The sequence below is a fragment of the Pantoea sp. Z09 genome, from assembly GCF_022394795.1.
Lineage (GTDB): Bacteria > Pseudomonadota > Gammaproteobacteria > Enterobacterales > Enterobacteriaceae > Pantoea > Pantoea latae.
Window position 1 is genome coordinate 374,070 of the sequence record NZ_CP092373.1, and the last position, 18,022, is coordinate 392,091.

Annotated in this window: 15 protein-coding genes; 7 read left to right on the plus strand and 8 right to left on the minus strand. The window is 60.4% G+C overall.

The window, feature by feature from the left end; translation table 11 throughout:
- Positions 1–7: 7 nt before the first annotated feature.
- From prmA to msrP, 8 genes are all read right to left on the minus strand, one after another.
- A complete protein-coding gene (prmA, locus tag MC269_RS01820; RefSeq protein WP_239953577.1) occupies positions 8–889 on the minus strand; it encodes a 50S ribosomal protein L11 methyltransferase in 882 nt (293 codons plus the stop codon).
- 11 nt (positions 890–900) lie between these two features.
- Entirely contained in the window at positions 901–2,337 is a 1,437-nt protein-coding gene (gene panF, locus MC269_RS01825) for a sodium/pantothenate symporter (RefSeq protein WP_239953579.1), read from the minus strand.
- Complete coding sequence (locus MC269_RS01830) at positions 2,327–2,569, minus strand: YhdT family protein (protein WP_239953581.1); 243 nt, start codon at positions 2,567–2,569, stop codon at positions 2,327–2,329. The genes panF and MC269_RS01830 overlap by 11 nt, the downstream gene beginning before the upstream one ends.
- A 71-nt stretch (positions 2,570–2,640) precedes the next feature.
- Positions 2,641–3,990 (minus strand): acetyl-CoA carboxylase biotin carboxylase subunit, encoded by a 1,350-nt coding sequence (accC, locus tag MC269_RS01835; RefSeq protein ID WP_081140715.1) that lies wholly within the window; start codon positions 3,988–3,990, stop codon positions 2,641–2,643.
- Positions 3,991–4,001: 11 nt separating this feature from the next.
- The gene (gene accB, locus MC269_RS01840) at positions 4,002–4,469 is read right to left on the minus strand and encodes an acetyl-CoA carboxylase biotin carboxyl carrier protein (protein WP_081140716.1); all 468 of its coding nucleotides are present in this window, start codon (positions 4,467–4,469) and stop codon (positions 4,002–4,004) included.
- Between the two features lie 21 nt (positions 4,470–4,490).
- Positions 4,491–4,943, minus strand: coding sequence for a type II 3-dehydroquinate dehydratase (aroQ, locus tag MC269_RS01845; RefSeq protein ID WP_081140842.1), 453 nt, complete (start codon positions 4,941–4,943; stop codon positions 4,491–4,493).
- A 222-nt stretch (positions 4,944–5,165) separates the two neighbouring features.
- On the minus strand, positions 5,166–5,768 hold the full coding sequence (gene msrQ, locus MC269_RS01850) for a protein-methionine-sulfoxide reductase heme-binding subunit MsrQ (protein ID WP_081140717.1): 603 nt from the start codon (positions 5,766–5,768) through the stop codon (positions 5,166–5,168).
- Positions 5,769–6,773 carry a protein-methionine-sulfoxide reductase catalytic subunit MsrP gene (gene msrP / locus MC269_RS01855; RefSeq protein ID WP_239953583.1) on the minus strand — a complete coding sequence of 335 codons (1,005 nt, stop codon included), beginning with the start codon at positions 6,771–6,773 and terminating at the stop codon, positions 5,769–5,771.
- 282 nt (positions 6,774–7,055) lie between these two features.
- Between msrP and csrD the strand changes: the two genes are divergently transcribed.
- The 7 genes from csrD (at position 7,056) to yhdP (ending at position 18,001) form a co-directional block, all read left to right on the plus strand.
- Positions 7,056–9,005, plus strand: coding sequence for an RNase E specificity factor CsrD (gene csrD / locus MC269_RS01860; protein ID WP_239953585.1), 1,950 nt, complete (start codon positions 7,056–7,058; stop codon positions 9,003–9,005).
- 276 nt (positions 9,006–9,281) lie between these two features.
- The gene (mreB, locus tag MC269_RS01865) at positions 9,282–10,325 is read left to right on the plus strand and encodes a rod shape-determining protein MreB (protein ID WP_003855260.1); all 1,044 of its coding nucleotides are present in this window, start codon (positions 9,282–9,284) and stop codon (positions 10,323–10,325) included.
- A gap of 147 nt (positions 10,326–10,472) precedes the next feature.
- The gene (gene mreC / locus MC269_RS01870) at positions 10,473–11,489 is read left to right on the plus strand and encodes a rod shape-determining protein MreC (protein ID WP_081140720.1); all 1,017 of its coding nucleotides are present in this window, start codon (positions 10,473–10,475) and stop codon (positions 11,487–11,489) included.
- The gene (gene mreD, locus MC269_RS01875) at positions 11,486–11,974 is read left to right on the plus strand and encodes a rod shape-determining protein MreD (RefSeq protein ID WP_239953587.1); all 489 of its coding nucleotides are present in this window, start codon (positions 11,486–11,488) and stop codon (positions 11,972–11,974) included. The genes mreC and mreD overlap by 4 nt, the downstream gene beginning before the upstream one ends.
- Positions 11,975–11,982: 8 nt before the next feature.
- Positions 11,983–12,564: a nucleoside triphosphate pyrophosphatase gene (locus MC269_RS01880; protein WP_081140722.1), complete on the plus strand. Its 582-nt coding sequence runs from the start codon at positions 11,983–11,985 to the stop codon at positions 12,562–12,564.
- A 1-nt stretch (position 12,565) separates the two neighbouring features.
- Positions 12,566–14,035: a ribonuclease G gene (gene rng, locus MC269_RS01885; RefSeq protein ID WP_081140723.1), complete on the plus strand. Its 1,470-nt coding sequence runs from the start codon at positions 12,566–12,568 to the stop codon at positions 14,033–14,035.
- A 147-nt stretch (positions 14,036–14,182) separates the two neighbouring features.
- Entirely contained in the window at positions 14,183–18,001 is a 3,819-nt protein-coding gene (gene yhdP / locus MC269_RS01890) for an AsmA2 domain-containing protein YhdP (RefSeq protein WP_239953589.1), read from the plus strand.
- Positions 18,002–18,022 lie beyond the last annotated feature (21 nt).

The following is an 18,022-nucleotide window of genomic DNA, read 5'->3' on the forward strand; positions in this document are numbered from 1 at the left end:
GAGAGCGTTAGCGGCGTACGCCGGTAATGCGACACCACTCCTCTTTTTCCGCCACCGCATCCAGCTCGAAGCGATCGGCATAGGCCTCGCACACGCCTTCCGCCTGGCTGGCCAGCACGCCGGAAAGTCCCAGATGGCCGCCAGCTTTCGGCAGCACGCCGATCAGCGGCGCCAGCTCGCGCAGCGGGCCGGCGAGGATATTGGCGACCACCACGTCAGCCTGCAGATCCGCCGGCTGCTGATGCGGCAGATAGAGCGACAGGCGATCGGCGACGCCGTTGCGCTCCGCGTTGTCGCGGCTGGCCTGGATCGCCTGCGGATCGATATCGATGCCGATCGCCTGCGCCGCGCCCAGCTTGAGCGCCGCAATCGCCAGGATGCCGGATCCGCAGCCGAAATCGATCACCGTTTTGCCCACCAGATCCAGCCCGTCCAGCCAGCTGAGGCAGAGCGAGGTGGTCGGGTGGGTGCCGGTGCCGAACGCCAGTCCCGGGTCGAGCATGACGTTAACGGCGCTGGGATCCGGCACGTCGCGCCAGCTCGGACAGATCCACAGCCGCTCGCCGAAGCGCATCGGGTGGAAGTTATCCATCCATTCGCGCTCCCAGTCTTTATCTTCGATCTGTTCGATCTTATGGCGAAAGTCGGATCCCAGCAGCGGATGCTGGCTCAGCGCCGCCACCACCTCGTCCATCTCGGTTTCCGCGTCGAACAGGCCGATGACGTCGGTATCGCCCCACAGGCGGGTTTCGCCCGGCAACGGCTCATAAACCGGATTGTCGTGGGTATCCTGAAAGGTCACCGAGACCGCGCCGCTCTCCATCAGCGCATCGCTGAGGGTTTCGGCGTGCTCGCCGGTGCTGTTAATTTTGATTTGAATCCATGGCATAGCGTTTCTCTTTATTCCAGCGCAGCATCAGGCGCGCGGCCAAACAGATTACCGACCAGAAAAGCCAGCAGGCTTATGGTCAATGACGGAACGATAGGGTGGAAGCCACCCCATTCAATATTCAGGCTGGCAAGCAGCGTGTAGCTCCCGGCGCCTGCCAGCATACCGGAAATCGCGCCGGCGGCGTTGGCACGCGACCAGTAGAGGCCGAGCACCAGCGGCCAGAGGAAAACCGCCTCCAGCCCGCCGAACGCCAGCAGGTTGAGCCAGATAATCATATCCGGCGGGTTCCACGCCGCCAGCAGCAGCAGCAGCCCCAGCACAAAGGTAATGGTGCCGGAGAGCAGGCGCAGGCGCGCTTCATTTTCACTCTGCTGCGGCGCGATGCGCAGATAGAGATCTTTGATCAGGGTAGCGGAGGATTGCAGCAGCTGCGCGTTGATGGTCGACATGATCGCCGCCATCGGCGCAGCGAGAAACACGCCAGCGGCCATCGGCGGCAGCACGGTGATCATCAGGGTCGGGATCACGCGATCGGGTATGGTGAGATCCGGCAGGATCGTCCGTCCCAGCGCGCCCGCCAGATGCATGCCGAACATCAGCACCACCACCACGATGGTGCCGAGGATAATGCCGCGATGCAGCGCTTTGCTGTCTTTATAGGAGATACAGCGCACGGCGGTATGCGGCAGGCCGATCACGCCGAAACAGACCAGCACCGCGAACGAGCTAACGAAGGTCGGGTTGATGACGTTGCCGACACCTTCCGGCGACACCAGCTGCGGATCGATAGCGCGCAGTTTGGTCACCGCGGTGCCGAGTCCGCCGGCCTGGTGGATCACGGCGAACAGCAGCAGAAAGGTGCCAATCAGCATCACCAGTCCCTGCATGGCGTCGTTAAGCACGCTGGCGCGGAAGCCGCCGAAGGCGGTGTAGAGCGCGATGGTGCCGCCAAAAATCAGCAGGCCGGTGTCGTAAGGGATGCCCGCTGCGGTCTCCAGTAGGCGTGCGCCGCCGATAAACTGCACCGTCATCGCGCCAATAAAGGCCACCAGCAGGCTCAGGCTTGCCAGCCAGATCAGCAGCGTGCTGCGGTAGCGCGCGTAGAGCATATCGTTCAGCGTCACCGCGTTGTAGCGACGCGCCAGAATGGCGAATTTTTTCCCCAGCACGCCGAGCGACAGCCAGACCGCCGGCACCTGGATCATCGCCAGCAGCACCCAGCCGAGGCCATATTTATAGGCCGCGCCGGGGCCGCCGATAAAGGAGCTGGCGCTGATATAGGTGGTGGTGATGGTCATCGCCAGCACAAAGCCGCCCATCGAGCGGCTGCCGAGAAAATATTCCGTCAGAAAATTGCCCTGCTGCTGTTTGCGCATGGCGAACACCGACAGCCCGGCGATAAGCGCCAGGTAAGCCAGCAGCGGAAGAATGATTTCAGTTTCCATCGTTATCCTCTAGCGGTATATCGCGAAACACCAGGCGCACCATCAGCCAGCACAGCACGATAAACAGCAGCGGAGCAAACACGCAGGAGAGTTCAAACCAGCGCGGCAGACCGGTCACGCCGGTTTCATCGCCGCCCAGCCAGGCGGAAAGGCCCCAGACGGCCAGATAGGCCAGCGTCAGGTAGAGCGCCCAGCGCGCCTCTTTATTCGCTTGCAGAAAACGCCAGTCCATTATGCAACCTCATCGGCGACAAAAATGAAAAAGGCCGGTATCACCGGCCTTGCTCTTAGTCAGCGCTGTGCTTATTTATCGTACAGGCCGAGTTTCTTTTCCAGATAGTGGATGTTGGTGCCACCCTGCTGGAAGTTTTCGTCGGACATGATGCGCATCTGCAGCTCAATGTTGGTCTTGATGCCGTCGATGATCAGCTCCGCCAGCGCGTTTTTCATGCGCGCAATCGCCACGTCGCGGGTTTCACCGTAGCAGATCAGCTTGCCGATCATGGAATCGTAGTACGGCGGCACGCTGTAGCCGGCGTAAATGTGCGATTCCCAGCGCACGCCGAAACCGCCCGGCGCGTGGAAACGGGTGATTTTGCCCGGGCTCGGCAGGAAGGTGTTCGGGTCTTCCGCGTTGATACGGCACTCGACCGCATGGCCGCGGATCACCACGTCTTCCTGCCTGATAGAGAGCGGCTGACCGGCAGCGATGCGCAGCTGCTCTTTGATCAGATCCACGCCGGTGATCATCTCGGTAACCGGATGCTCAACCTGAATACGGGTGTTCATCTCAATAAAGTAGAACTCGCCGTTTTCATACAGGAACTCGAAGGTGCCTGCGCCGCGGTAGCCGATTTCGATACAGGCGTTAGAGCAGCGCTCGCCGATGTAGCGACGCAGTTCCGGCGTGATGCCTGGCGCGGGCGCCTCTTCGACCACTTTCTGGTGACGACGCTGCATCGAGCAGTCGCGTTCGGCCAGATAGATGGCGTTGCCCTGGCCGTCGGCCAGCACCTGAATCTCGATATGGCGCGGGTTCTCGAGATACTTCTCCATGTAAACCATGTCGTTGTTGAAAGCCGCTTTGGCTTCCGCTTTCGTCATGTTAATGGACTGCTCGAGTTCTTTATCGCTACGCACCACGCGCATGCCGCGACCGCCGCCGCCGCCGGACGCCTTGATGATGACCGGATAACCGATGCGCTTGGCGATGGCACGGTTTTTCTCCATGTCTTCGCCCAGCGAGCCGTCTGAACCTGGAACGGTCGGCACGCCCGCTTTTTTCATCGCGGTAATGGCGGAGACTTTGTCGCCCATCAGGCGAATGGTGTCCGCTTTCGGGCCGATAAAGATAAAGCCGGAGCGCTCAACCTGCTCGGCGAAGTCGGCGTTCTCAGAGAGAAAGCCGTAGCCGGGGTGGATAGCGACCGCGCCGGTGATCTCGGCGGCGGAAATCAGCGCCGGGATGTTAAGGTAGCTTTTAACCGACTGCGCCGGGCCGATGCAGACGGTTTCGTCCGCCAGCAGCACGTGCTTCAGATCGCGGTCCGCGGTGGAGTGCACCGCCACGGTCTTGATGCCCAGCTCTTTACAGGCGCGGAGAATACGCAGCGCGATTTCACCACGGTTAGCAATGACAATTTTATCCAGCATGGTTCGCCTCGTTATTCGATGACGACCAGCGGCTCGTCAAATTCAACCGGCTGGCCGCTTTCGACCAGAATGGCTTTCACGACGCCAGATTTATCGGCTTCGATCTGGTTCATCATCTTCATCGCTTCAACGATGCAGAGGGTGTCGCCAGCGTTCACTTTCTGTCCGATTTCAATAAAGGCTTTCGCATCCGGGCTCGGGGTGCGATAGAAGGTGCCGACCATCGGCGAACGCACGATATGGCCGCTGATTTCAGCAGGCTTGGCGTTTTCTACCACCGGCGCAGCGATCGGCGCGACGGCAGTGGCCAGCGCAGGCTGCGGAGCCGGCGCGGCGTAAGCCTGCTGCATGACTGGATAACCCACATTGGCAGGTGAACGACTGATACGAACGGACTCTTCGCCCTCTGAAATTTCCAGCTCAGCGATGCCGGATTCTTCAACCAGTTCGATCAGTTTTTTAATTTTACGAATATCCATGAGTGTGGTTCCGTACTCTGTTTAATTGGAGTGAGACAGGCGTTTTACTGCCGTTTGTAAAGCCCATGAGTAGCCGTCGGCGCCTAAACCGCAAATCACGCCGGCGGATACGTCAGAAAGATAGGAGTGATGACGGAAAGGTTCGCGAGCATGCACGTTGGAGAGGTGCACCTCGATAAAGGGAATGCTTACCGCCAGAAGGGCATCGCGCAATGCTACGCTGGTGTGCGTAAACGCAGCGGGATTAATGATGATGTAATCCACATTGCCTCTGGCCTCATGAATGCGATCGATGAGCTGAAACTCCGCATTGGACTGCAGGTGACTCAGTTCCACATCAAGCTGGCTCGCCTGCGCCGCTAAATCGCTGACGATTTGCTGTAGCGTAGTGCGACCATACTTTTCCGGCTCGCGGGTTCCCAGCAAATTAAGGTTGGGACCGTTCAAAAGCAGAATGTGAAATTTATGCGCCATCGTGCTGCCATCTCCCGCAATCATTGAGGCATCGCGTAAAATACCTTGCTATCTTCCATTTGTCACCCGCCGCGCCAAAAAAGGCGACGCCGCGCGCAACAAAGCCGGGCATTATATCCGTTTCGGGGCAATTCGCAGCAAAATACTGGTCTTATCTGCGAAGTTGATCCAGCGTGGCCCGAAGGCCACACGTTTTATCAGAAATCGCGGGGGGAAGACAACTTAGCGCGGCAACCAGTGACGAAACTTTTTGTAACGCCACGCTAACAACGCCAGCGCGGCGACTGCGTAAAGCAGCGGCTGCGGCGACAGCACCTTTACCGACCAGAGATAGTGAATCGGCGCGAGGATCGCCGCCAGATAGATGAAGTTATGCAGAATTTGCCAGCGGCGGCCGAGCCTGCGCTGCGCGCGCTGAAACGAGGTCGCCGTCAGCGCCAGCAGGATCAGCCAGGTCAGGATGCCAAGCATAAGATAGGGGCGCGAAACCAGCTCGCTGCCGAGCAGACGTAAATTATCGACGCCCAGCTCCAGCAGGTAGTAACTCAGCAGATGCAGCGAGGCCCAGACAAAGGTCCAGACGCCAAGCAGGCGTCGGGTGCGGATCAGCAGCGGCTGTTTCGCATAGCGCGTCAGCGGCGAGACCAGCAGCGTCCCCAGCAGCAGCTTCAGCGCCATGCGGCCGGTGAAGTGCTGAATATCTTTCGCCGGATCGGCGCTCAGCCACCCCTGACTTGCCGCCATAAAGAGATAGACCAGCGGCAAAAACGCCGCCAGATGAAGCACCACTTTCAGCCAGACAATCTGTTTCAGCGTCAGTCGCACTCAGTAGTTCTCCCGTAAATCGAGCCCGCGATAGAGCGACGCCACCTCGTCGGCGTAGCCGTTAAACAGCAGCGTCGGCTGACGCTTCACGCTCAGCGTGCCGCCTGGGCCGATAAAGCGCTCGCTGGCCTGCGACCAGCGCGGATGGTCGACGTGCGGGTTAACGTTGGCGTAAAAACCATACTCATTTGACGCGATCTGATTCCAGGTGGTCGGCGGTTGATCGCGCGTCAGGGTAATTTTGACGATCGATTTAATGCCTTTAAAGCCATACTTCCACGGCACGGTCAGGCGGATCGGCGCGCCGTTCTGCGGCGGCAGCGCCTTGCCGTAAACGCCGGTGCTGAGCAGCGTCAGCGGATGCATCGCCTCGTCGAGGCGTAATCCTTCCACATAGGGATAGTTGAGTCCGCCACCGATAAAGCGATCCTTCTGCCCGGGCATCTGATCGGGCGCATAGAGCGTCTGAAACGCGACGAAGCGCGCATTGCTGGTGGGCTCCGCCAGCTTGAGCAGCTTATTCAGCTCGAAACCGACCCAGGGCACCACCATTGACCAGGCTTCCACGCAGCGCATACGGTAGATACGCTGCTCCATGGCGAACTTTTTGAAGATGTCGTCCATATTCAGGGTGATCGGCTTCGCCACTTCGCCGTCGATGGTCAGCTGCCAGGGATCGGTTTTCAGCGTGCCGGCGTTGGCGGCCGGATCGGCCTTGTCGAGGCCGAATTCATAGAAATTATTGTAGCCGGCGACCTTATCCTCCGGCGTCAGCGTCAGGCTGGCCTGATATTTTTCCGGCTTGCTGAAGGTCAGCGCGCGGCCGGCTGGTGCGGCGGGGCGGTCGTTGCCCTTGAACCAGCTCAGCACGTCCGCCTGCGCCGCGCCCGGCATGCCCAGCGCAGCGGCGCTCAGGCCGAGGGTTTTCAGCACCTGACGGCGCTGCATATTAAAGACGCTTTCCGGCGTTACGTCGGCTTCCGTCAGATATTTTGTCGATTTCATCACTCACCTCCCGGCTGGAATCACTCTCCCAGCATGATGACTATTGCCGATTGCCGCGACTTTCGCTGCGAAAATATGAAATTTCCTGGCGCGCCTCGCTGATGAGAATGCGCTGAAAAACAGAACGACCGCGCTTCCCCGTTGTCTGGTACGGATATACTGGCCCTTCATACGCAGCAGCGCTGCCGCGTAGCGGAATTTATGCTATTTTGCTCGCGCTTGCGTCAGGCGCGACGCAGGGCGGGCATAAACGGGTCATCACCGCAGCGAACAGGCACAGGGATGCGATTAACCACGAAACTTTCTGCGTTCATTACATTTTTAAGCTTACTGGCGATGTTTTTGATGCTGGTAGGCTGCGCTTTTAGCGTTTACTGGCTGACGCACCAGCGCGCCGAGGGACGGGTGCAGACGCTGGCGACCGAAGTGGATCAAGCGCTGCTCGAGCAGTCGCCCGACGAACTGCGCGGCTGGCTGCAGCACACCATGACGGTGATCAATACCGAACGCATCGAGCTGCGCAACGGCGACAAGATCCTGTTTCGGCTTAGCCGGCATGAAAACCCGATGCTGGAAGATGAGACCAACCGCTTTATCCAGTTCGATGTGCCGCTGGTGCATCAGCCGGGCGTGACGATGCGCGTCGTGGTGCTCGATCCCGCCAAAACCTGGTTTCAGTCTTTTACCGGCGTCTATACCCTGACGGCGATCCTCTTTGTGGTGCTGGTGATGAGCCTGCTGCTGTTTATGATGCACTGCTGGCTCAATCGCCAGTGGCGCGGCATGGAGCGGCTGGAAAAGCGCGCCGAGGCGATCCTGGCGGGCGAGCGCACGCTGCTGCGCAAGGGCGACGTCGATGAGTGGCCGCCGCGCGCCAGCAGCGCCATCGATATGCTGCTAGGCGATCTACAGGAAGCGGGCGAACAGCGGCTGCGCATCGACACGCTGATCCGCGCCTTCGCCGCGCAGGACAGCCGCACCGGCCTGAGCAATCGGCTCTTCTTCGACAACCAGCTGGCGACGCTGCTGGAGGATCAAGAAGATGTCGGCATGCACGGCGTGGTGATGATGGTGCGCCTGCCCGATCTCGATATGCTCAACGAAACCCTGGGTCCGACGCTGGTAGATGAGTATCTCTATGATCTGGTGAACATGCTCTCTACCTTTGTGCTGCGCTATCCGGGCGCGCTGCTGGCGCGCTACTTCCGCAGCGACTTCGCGGTGCTGCTGCCGCATCGCAGCCTGAAAGAGGCCAACAGCATCGCGGATCAGCTGATCAACGCGGTCGACTCGCTGCCGCCGATGCGTATGGTGAACCGCGACGATCTGATCCATATCGGCATCAGCGCGTGGCACAGCGGACAGAGCGTGCCGCAGGTGATGGACAACGTCGAAATGGCGACGCGACGGGCGACGCTGCTGGGCGGCAATAACTGGTCAAACGGCGAAGGCAACCCGCTTGACGCCGGCCGCGGCAGCGTGCGCTGGCGCACCCTGCTGGAAAATACCCTGAGCCGCGGCGGTCCGCGCCTCTACCAGAAACCGGCGGTGCTGCTCGACGGCAGCGTGCACCATCGCGAGCTGCTGATGCGCATTTTCGACGGCGACAAAGAGGTGCTGGCGGCGGAGTTTATGCCGCTGGTGCTGCAGTTCGGCATGGCGGACGGCTGGGATCGCCAGCTGGTGCTACGCATCGCCGCGCTCTCCGAAGTCTGGCCGGACGAAACCCTGGCGATGCCGATCAATATCGACTCGCTGCTGCAGCGCCCCTTTGTCAACTGGCTGCAAAATATGCTGCTGCAGTGCACCAAAGCGCAAAGAAAACGATTTTTATTTGAACTTGCTGAGGCTGACGTTTGTCAACACATCAACCGTTTAGCGCCGGTGTTCCGCGCGCTGCAGGCGTTTGGCTGCCGCATCGCCGTCGCTCAGGCTGGTTTAACCGTGGTGAGTAGCGCGTATATCAAGCAATTCCCCATCAATTTAATCAAGCTTGATCCCGGCCTGGTGCGCAATATCGACCGGCGCACCGAAAATCAGCTGTTCGTGCAGAGCCTGCTGGAGGTGTGCAAGTCGACTCAGACGCAGGTTTTTGCCACCGCTGTGCGAACGCATGCGGAGTGGCAGACGCTGGTCGGCCTGGGCGTCTCCGGCGGGCAGGGCGATCTTTTCGCGCCATCGCTGCCGGTAAACAGTAATGTGAAAAAGTATTCACAACGCTATCATATTTAGCCAGTAGGGATAGCGGCGGCGACATAGCCAAAATCCTAAGCGGAAATGTTAAATTTTATGTCGAACGAGAACGTCAAAATAGACGCCGGAAGGGGTGAAAACAGGGGAATAGCGCTGTTTTGCACCCGTCAGTTCTCGTTGACGATCGTATAAAGCCAAATTGGTCTATTTTTTCACCGAAGCAGAACGTTTTTGCGCCTTGTGGCGGCTTCGCGTGGTTGGTAAAGTAAGCGGATTTTATTTTCCGCCCCCAGCTTGCAGGATTATCCTTTAGATATGTTTAAAAAATTTCGTGGCATGTTTTCCAATGACTTGTCCATTGACCTGGGTACCGCGAATACCCTGATTTATGTAAAAGGACAGGGCATCGTGCTGAACGAGCCTTCCGTGGTTGCCATCCGCCAGGACCGTGCCGGTTCCCCAAAGAGCGTGGCGGCCGTTGGCCATGATGCCAAACAGATGCTCGGCCGTACGCCAGGTAATATTGCCGCCATTCGCCCGATGAAAGATGGCGTGATCGCGGACTTTTTCGTTACTGAAAAAATGCTGCAGCACTTCATCAAGCAGGTGCACAGCAACAGCTTTATGCGTCCAAGCCCGCGCGTGCTGGTGTGCGTGCCGGTCGGCGCGACCCAGGTTGAGCGTCGCGCTATCCGCGAATCCGCGCAGGGCGCAGGCGCGCGTGAAGTTTTCCTGATTGAAGAACCGATGGCGGCCGCTATCGGCGCTGGCCTGCCGGTTTCTGAAGCGACCGGCTCGATGGTGGTTGATATCGGCGGCGGCACCACCGAAGTAGCGGTGATCTCGTTGAACGGTGTGGTCTACTCCTCGTCGGTGCGTATCGGCGGCGACCGCTTCGACGAAGCGATTATCAATTATGTGCGCCGTAACTACGGCTCGCTGATTGGCGAAGCGACCGCAGAACGCATCAAGCATGAGATCGGCTCCGCCTATCCGGGCGACGAAGTGCGCGAAATCGAAGTGCGCGGCCGTAACCTGGCGGAAGGGGTGCCGCGCGGCTTTACGCTGAACTCAAATGAAATTCTGGAAGCGCTGCAGGAGCCGCTGACCGGCATCGTGAGCGCGGTAATGGTGGCGCTGGAGCAGTGCCCGCCGGAGCTGGCGTCCGATATCTCTGAACGCGGCATGGTGCTGACCGGCGGCGGCGCGCTGCTGCGCAACCTGGACCGTCTGCTGATGGAAGAGACCGGCATTCCGGTGGTGGTGGCAGAAGATCCGCTGACCTGCGTGGCGCGCGGTGGCGGTAAAGCGCTGGAAATGATCGACATGCATGGCGGCGATTTGTTCAGCGAAGAATAATCGCCTCAATCGGCTGTGACCTGAATGGAAATGCGCAGGGAATCGCGTGGAAGCTGACGCTACAGGCGTCGGCGTCAGACGTCCAGCCCAGGGAAGTGCGGCGTTGGCCGTACTTCCTTACCTGTTGTCGAGGAACACGCAGAATATATGAAGCCGATTTTTAGCAGGGGGCCTTCCCTGCAGTTGCGCCTGTTTTTGGCGGTGATCGTTGCCATCGCGATTATTGTCGCCGATAGCCGGCTGGGTTCGTTTACCCAAATTCGCAACTATCTGGACACATCGGTCAGTCCGTTTTATTTCCTGGCCAACGGCCCGCGCCAGATCCTTGACGGTATTTCCGGTTCGCTGGCGTCGCGCCAGCAGCTTGAGCTGGAGAATAAAGCCCTGCGCCGCGAGCTTTTCCTGAAAAACAGCGACCTGCTGATGCTGGGGCAATATAAGCAGGAAAACGCGCGTCTGCGCGAACTGTTAGGTTCGCCGCTGCGTCAGGATGAGCACAAGATGGTGACGCAGGTGATCTCCACCGGCACCGATCCCTACACCGATCAGGTGGTGATCGACAAAGGCAGCGTCAACGGCGTCTATGAAGGCCAGCCGGTCATCAGCGACAAAGGCGTGGTCGGCCAGGTTATCGCTGTCGGTCAGGTGACCAGCCGCGTGCTGCTGATTTGCGACGCGTCGCACGCGCTGCCGATTCAGGTGCTGCGCAACGACATCCGCGTGATTGCGGCCGGCAACGGCTGCACCGAAGATCTGCAGCTGGAGCATCTGCCGGGCAACACCGATATTCGCGTCGGCGATATGCTGGTGACCTCTGGCCTGGGTGGTCGTTTCCCGGAAGGCTATCCGGTGGCGGTGGTTTCGTCGGTGAAAGTCGACACGCAGCGCGCCTATACCGTGATTCAGGCGCGTCCGACCGCGGGACTGCAGCGTCTGCGCTATCTGCTGCTGCTGTGGGGCGCGGATAAGAACGGCGACATGCCGATGGCGCCGGATGACGTGCACCGCGTTGCCAACGAGCGCCTGATGCAGATGATGCCGCAGGTGCTGCCGCCAGCGGGCGAGATGGGGCCGCCGGCGCCGTCCGCGCAGATGGGCCCGCCTGCGCCAGCCAGCAGCGGAACGCAAAGCGCGCCGGCTAACGCGCGCGGAGGCCAGCCTTGAGTCGATACCGCAGCCAGGGTCGTTGGGTTATCTGGCTGTCCTTTCTTGTCGCCCTTGTGCTGCAGATCATGCCGTGGCCGGAACAGTTCTATATGTTCCGGCCATCGTGGATCCTGCTTATCCTGATTTACTGGGTGCTGGCGCTGCCGCACCGCGTCAACGTCGGCTCCGGCTTCGTGCTGGGCGGGGTGATGGATCTGATCGCCGGATCTACCCTCGGCGTGCGCGCGCTGGCGCTCAGCATCATCGCCTACCTGGTCGCCTTTAAATTCCAGCTGTTCCGCAACCTGGCGTTGTGGCAGCAGGCGTTAATGGTGATGGTGCTGTCGCTGGCGGTGGACGTGATTGTTTTCTGGGCAGAGTTTTTAGTGATCAACGTATCATTCCGCCCTGAGATTTTCTGGAGCAGCGTTATCGACGGGATTCTCTGGCCCTGGCTATTCTTATTAATGAGAAAGATTCGTCGTCAGTTCGCTGTTCAGTAAGGAATTTTATGTTATCCCTCTATCTGGCTTCCGGTTCTCCGCGTCGTCGTGAGCTGCTGACGCAGCTTGGCCTGCAGTTTGAGCGTCTCCATACCGATGTTGAAGAGCAACGCCGCCCGGATGAGGCGGCGGAAAGTTACGTGCGTCGCCTGGCGAATGACAAAGCGCGCGCTGGCGTCGCGGTCGCGCAGCAGGATCTGCCGGTGCTGGGCGCGGACACCATCGTGGTGCTCAACGGCGAGGTGCTGGAAAAGCCGCGCGACGCCGCGGACGCCGCCGGGATGCTGGCGCGTCTTTCGGGCCAGACGCATCAGGTGATGACCGCCGTTGCGCTGGCCGATCGCGCGCGCGCGCTCGACTGCCTGGTGGTGACGGACGTGACCTTTCGCCTGTTAAGCGCGGCGGAGATCGCTGACTATATCGCTACCGGTGAGCCGATGGATAAAGCCGGCGCGTACGGCATTCAGGGCATCGGTGGAAACTTTGTCCGCAAAATTAATGGAAGCTATCACGCGGTGGTCGGATTGCCGTTGGTTGAGACAGGCGAGTTACTCAGCCATTTTCAGTCACTGCGTGCCGTAAGGGGATAACATGACGGCTGAATTACTGGTCAACGTCACGCCTTCCGAGACGCGCGTGGCCTATATCGACGGCGGCATTCTGCAGGAAATTCATATTGAGCGCGAGGCGCGGCGCGGCATCGTCGGCAATATCTACAAAGGGCGCGTCAGCCGCGTACTGCCGGGCATGCAGGCGGCCTTTGTTGATATCGGCCTGGATAAAGCCGCCTTTTTGCACGCCTCCGATATCATGCCGCACACCGAATGCGTGGCGGGCGATGAGAAGAAAAACTTTATCGTGCGCGATATCGCCGAACTGGTGCGGCAGGGCCAGGACCTGATGGTGCAGGTAGTAAAAGATCCGCTCGGCACCAAAGGGGCGCGCCTCACCACCGACATTACGCTGCCGTCGCGTTATCTGGTGTTTATGCCCGGTGCGTCGCACGTCGGCGTCTCCCAGCGCATCGAAAGCGAGCGCGAGCGCGAGCGCCTGAAGGCGGTGGTCGCGGACTACTGCGACGATCTGGGCGGCTTTATTATCCGCACCGCGGCGGAAGGCATTGGCGAAGAGGAGCTGGCGCAGGACGCCGCCTTCCTGAAACGTCTCTGGACCAAAGTCACCGAGCGGAAAAAGCGTAACCAGACCCGCTGTCTGCTCTACGGCGAGCTGGCGCTGGCGCAGCGTATCCTGCGCGATTTCGCCGGCGCGGCGCTGGATCGTATTCGCGTTGACTCTCGCCTGACCTGCGAGCTGCTGGTGGAATTCACGCGCGAATACATTCCGGAAATGGCCGACAAGCTGGAGCTTTACGCCGGCAAACAGCCCATCTTCGATCTCTTCGACGTCGAGAATGAAATCCAGCGCTCGCTGGATCGCAAAGTCGAGCTGAAGTCAGGCGGCTATCTGATCATCGATCAGACCGAAGCGATGACCACTATCGACATCAACACCGGCGCCTTTGTCGGCCATCGCAATCTCGATGAAACCATCTTCAACACCAATGTCGAGGCGACGCAGGCGATTGCGCGCCAGCTGCGGCTGCGCAACCTGGGCGGCATTATCATTATCGACTTTATCGATATGAGCAATGACGACCACCGTCGCCGCGTGCTGCACTCGCTGGAGTCGGCGCTCGCCAAGGATCGGGTCAAAACCGGCATTCACGGCTTCTCGGCGCTGGGGCTGGTGGAGATGACGCGCAAACGCACGCGGGAAAGCATCGAGCATGTGCTGTGCGAAGATTGTCCGGTCTGCAAAGGGCGCGGCACCATGAAAACGGTGGAGACGGTCTGCTACGAAATCATGCGTGAAATCGTCCGCGTCCATCACGCCTATGATGCCGATCGCTTTCTGGTCTATGTTTCGCCGGCCGTCGGCGAGGCGCTGAAAAGCGACGAGTCGCACGCGCTGGCCGAGGTCGAAATTTTCGTCGGCAAACAGGTCAAAGTGCATATCGAACCGCTCTACACCCAGGAGCAGTTCGACGTGGTAATGATGTAATCCCGTAGCATCAGGCAAAATCGCCTGCTGCGGGCTAAAAAAGCGGCCTTGCTTAGGTTAACATGCGCATTCATACCGATAATTGTCTGGCGACGGTTGAGTATGAGAGATAACCATCCGTCAAATGCGGAAGACAAGGAGAGGTGTGTGAGGCAGCTGCCGAGGATTTTGTTACTGCTGGTTGCGACGGCGATCGTCATTGTCGCGCTGCTGGTCAGCGGGCTGCGTCTGGTGATGCCGCACCTCGACAGCTACCGCAGCGACATCCTGGCGACGGTGTCGCGCGCCAGCGGCGTCAGCGTCACCGCCGACGAACTGCGCGGCCGCTGGGAAACGTTCGGCCCGACGATGCAGATCCGCGGCCTGCGCGTCGATATGAAAGAGAATGGTACCCTCGACATCGCGCGCGTCAGCCTGGCGCTGGATGTCTGGCAGTCGCTGCTGCACTGGCGCTGGCAGTTTCGCGATCTCACCTTCTGGCAGCTGCGCCTCGACAACAATCGTCCGCTCTTTTCCAGCGATGAAGAGAAAAATAGCTTCAAGCCTGGCCGCATCAACGAACTCTTTCTGCGTCAGTTCGACCACTTCGACCTGCGCGACAGCTCGATCTTTTTCCGCACGCCTTCCGGCCAGCGCGCCGAGCTGGCGATCCCCAAACTTACCTGGCTGAACGAGGCGAACCGCCATCGCGCAGAGGGCGAGGTGAGCCTCTCCAGCTTTACCGGCCAGCACGGCGTAGTGCAGGTGCGGCTTGACCTGAACGACAGCGAAGGCCTGCTCAACGACGGACGCATCTGGATGCAGGCGGACGACGTTGACGTGCGGCCGTGGCTGGGGCGCTGGATGCGCGACAACACGCGGCTCGACAGCGCGCGTTTCAGCCTGGCGGCCTGGGTTAGCCTGCGCGACGGCGATCTCTACGCGGGCGATCTGCTGCTGCGCCAGGGTGGCGCGAACTGGCAGGGCGAAGATGGCGCCCATCATTTGCAGGTGGACGGCCTGACTGCGCATCTTTCGCGCTATCAAAACGGCTGGATGGTCAACGTGCCGCAGACGCGTCTCAGCACCGACGGCGAAGCCTGGCCTGCAGGCCACTTTGCGCTGCTGTGGCGGCCACAGGATAAGCAGCTGCTCGGCCCCGATCATCAGGGCGAGGTGCGGGTGAGGGCGACACAGCTGGCGCTCAACCGCATTGCGCCGCTGGTGCCTTTGTTTGCGCCGCTATCGCCCTCGCTGTTCGAAAACTGGCGCGCGCTGCAGCCGCAGGGCATGGTAGAGGGGCTGGCGCTGGACATTCCTCTGCAGCAGCCGGACCAGACGCGCATGCAGGTAAAATGGCGCGATTTTCGCTGGCAGCCGTGGCAGCTGCTGCCAGGCATCAGCAACCTGAGCGGCGAAGCGCGCGGCAGCCTCAGCAATGGCCAGGTGAAGATCGAGATGGGCCGCACCGACGTGCCCTACAGCGCCATGTTCAACGCGCCGCTGGAGATCCATCAGCTGCGTGGCTCGCTGAGCTGGCTGCGCGATCAAAACGGCCTGACGCTGGATGGTCGCGATCTCGACGTACAGGCGCGCTCGCTCTGGGCGCGCGGCGATTTTCGCTATCAGCAGAACCTCGGCCGCGAGCCGCGTCTCGATATTCTCGCCGGCATTCGCGTCACCGACGCGGGTGACGCCTGGCGCTACTTCCCACAGCCGCTGATGGGCAAGGCGCTTACGCGCTACCTGAGCGGGGCGATCAAGGGCGGTCAGGTCGATAACGCGACGCTGCTGTTCGCGGGCAATCCGACGCTGTTCCCGTTCCGTCATAACGACGGCATGTTTCAGGTCTGGGTGCCGCTGCGGCAGGCGACCTACGCCTTCCAGCCCAACTGGCCCGACGTTTCTCAGCTCGATATCGATCTCAACTTCATCAACGACGGGCTGTGGATGACGGCGCCGCGCTTCAGGCTGGGCGAGGTGGACGTCGGCCATTTCAGCGCGGCCATTCCGGACTACCTGAAAGAGAAACTGCTGATCGACGGCGATATCAGCGGCGAAGGCGATCAAATCGCACGCTATTTTCAGGATACGCCGCTGAAGGCCTCGCTGGGCGCGGCGCTGGAGCAGCTGGAGATCAAAGGGAAAACCCAGGGGCATCTGAAGCTCGATATTCCCCTCGACGGCGAGCAGGTGCACGCCAGCGGCAACGTCGATCTGCACAACAACGCGCTGCATATCAAGCCGCTCAACACCACCTTAGATCACCTGAGCGGCCGTTTCCGCTTCAACAACGGCAATCTCGACAGCGACAGACTGCAGGCGAACTGGTTCGGCCAGCCGGTTAACGTCAGCTTTAGCACCAAAGAGAATCCGCAGGAGTTCGGCGTTAACGTCAAACTCGACGGCGACTGGCAGCCGGCGAAACTGTCGCCGCTGCCGGCGCCGGTCGCCAGCCAGCTAGGCGGACATCTGCCGTGGCAGGGCGATGTGAACATTACGCTGCCGCATCAGGGCGGGGCGCGCTACGACGTCAGCCTGAAAGGGGATGCGAAAGAAGTAAGCAGTCGCTTACCGGCCCCGCTCGCTAAGGCAAGCGGCGACGCGATGCCCATCGCGGTAAACGCCAGCGGCGACCTGAAGCAGTTCGAGCTGAGCGGCAGCGTGGCGAACCGCCATCGCTTCAACAGCCGCTGGCTGCTGGAGCCGCAGCTGCGCGTCGAGCGCGGTATCTGGCTGAACGAGGCGCACAGCAAGCCCGCCCTGCCGGATCGCGCCGGCATGGTGCTTAATCTGCCTCCGCTGGACGGCGAAGCCTGGGCTGGACTGATGGCTGCGGGCGGCGCCTCTGACGCGCGCGGCGGAGGCGAGTTGGGTGGCGTTGCGCTGCCCGGCGATGTGACCCTGCGCAGCCCGGCGGTGACGCTGGCGGGCCAGCAGTGGCACGACGTTGACGCCACGCTGGAGCAGGGCGTTAACGGCAAAAGCCGCGTCAGCGTCACGGGACGAGAAATTCGCGGCACGCTGGAGACGGCGCAAAGCGCGGCATGGCGCGTGGCGCTCGACTATCTTTACTACAATCCGGAATGGCAGAGCGGCGGCGGCGATAACGCGGCGCGACAGCAGCAGCAGGCGAGCCACATCGACTTCAGCCGCTGGCCGGCGCTGCAGCTGAGCTGCGCCGAGTGCTGGCTGCGCGGGCAGAAGTTCGGCCGCATTCAGGCGCAGGTGGTGCCGAAAGGCGATACGTTAGCACTCACTAACGGCGTGGTGGATACCGGCAGCTCGCGTCTTAACGTCTCCGGCGAGTGGGTCAATCGCGCCAACGCGCCGCGCACCTCGCTGAAGGGCACGCTGAGCGGCAGCAATATTAATAACGCCACCAACTGGTTTGGCGTCAATACGCCGCTGCGCGACGCCTCTTTTAAGGTCGATTACGATCTCCACTGGCGCTCGGCGCCGTGGCAGCCCTCGGAAGAGACGCTGAGCGGCACGCTTAAAACCCATTTCGGCAAGGGGCAAATCGCCGACGTAAATACGGGCGCGGCGGGACAGCTGCTGCGTCTGATGAGCTTTGACGCGCTGCTGCGCAAGCTGCGTTTCGATTTTAGCGATACCTTTAACAACGACGGTTTCTATTTTGACTCGATCAACGGCACCGCATGGATTGAAAACGGCGTGATGCGCACCGATAACCTGCTGGTGGACGGGCTGGAAGCGGATATCGCCATGCAGGGGAAAGTCGATTTAGTGAAGCGCAATATCGATATGGAAGCGGTGGTGGCGCCGGAGATCTCCGCCTCTGTCGGCGTCGCGACCGCCTTTGTCATCAACCCGGTGGTCGGCGCGGCGGTTTTCGCCGCCAGCAAGGTGCTGGGCCCGCTATGGAATAAAATCTCGCTGCTGCGTTATCACATCGACGGCCCGCTGGATAAGCCGCAAATCAACGAAGTGCTGCGCAAACCGCGCGAAGAAGAGAAGAAGTGAATTTGACGCCGTCGGGGAATT

Bases quoted from the DNA above. Each gene is read 5' to 3' on its own strand.
- prmA (WP_239953577.1), bottom strand. From the start codon at position 889: ATGCCATGGATTCAAATCAAAATTAACAGCACCGGCGAGCACGCCGAA.
- panF (WP_239953579.1), bottom strand. From the start codon at position 2,337: ATGGAAACTGAAATCATTCTTCCGCTGCTGGCTTACCTGGCGCTTATC.
- MC269_RS01830 (WP_239953581.1), bottom strand. From the start codon at position 2,569: ATGGACTGGCGTTTTCTGCAAGCGAATAAAGAGGCGCGCTGGGCGCTC.
- accC (WP_081140715.1), bottom strand. From the start codon at position 3,990: ATGCTGGATAAAATTGTCATTGCTAACCGTGGTGAAATCGCGCTGCGT.
- accB (WP_081140716.1), bottom strand. From the start codon at position 4,469: ATGGATATTCGTAAAATTAAAAAACTGATCGAACTGGTTGAAGAATCC.
- aroQ (WP_081140842.1), bottom strand. From the start codon at position 4,943: ATGGCGCATAAATTTCACATTCTGCTTTTGAACGGTCCCAACCTTAAT.
- msrP (WP_239953583.1), bottom strand. From the start codon at position 6,773: ATGAAATCGACAAAATATCTGACGGAAGCCGACGTAACGCCGGAAAGC.
- csrD (WP_239953585.1), top strand. From the start codon at position 7,056: ATGCGATTAACCACGAAACTTTCTGCGTTCATTACATTTTTAAGCTTA.
- mreB (WP_003855260.1), top strand. From the start codon at position 9,282: ATGTTTAAAAAATTTCGTGGCATGTTTTCCAATGACTTGTCCATTGAC.
- mreC (WP_081140720.1), top strand. From the start codon at position 10,473: ATGAAGCCGATTTTTAGCAGGGGGCCTTCCCTGCAGTTGCGCCTGTTT.
- MC269_RS01880 (WP_081140722.1), top strand. From the start codon at position 11,983: ATGTTATCCCTCTATCTGGCTTCCGGTTCTCCGCGTCGTCGTGAGCTG.
- rng (WP_081140723.1), top strand. From the start codon at position 12,566: ATGACGGCTGAATTACTGGTCAACGTCACGCCTTCCGAGACGCGCGTG.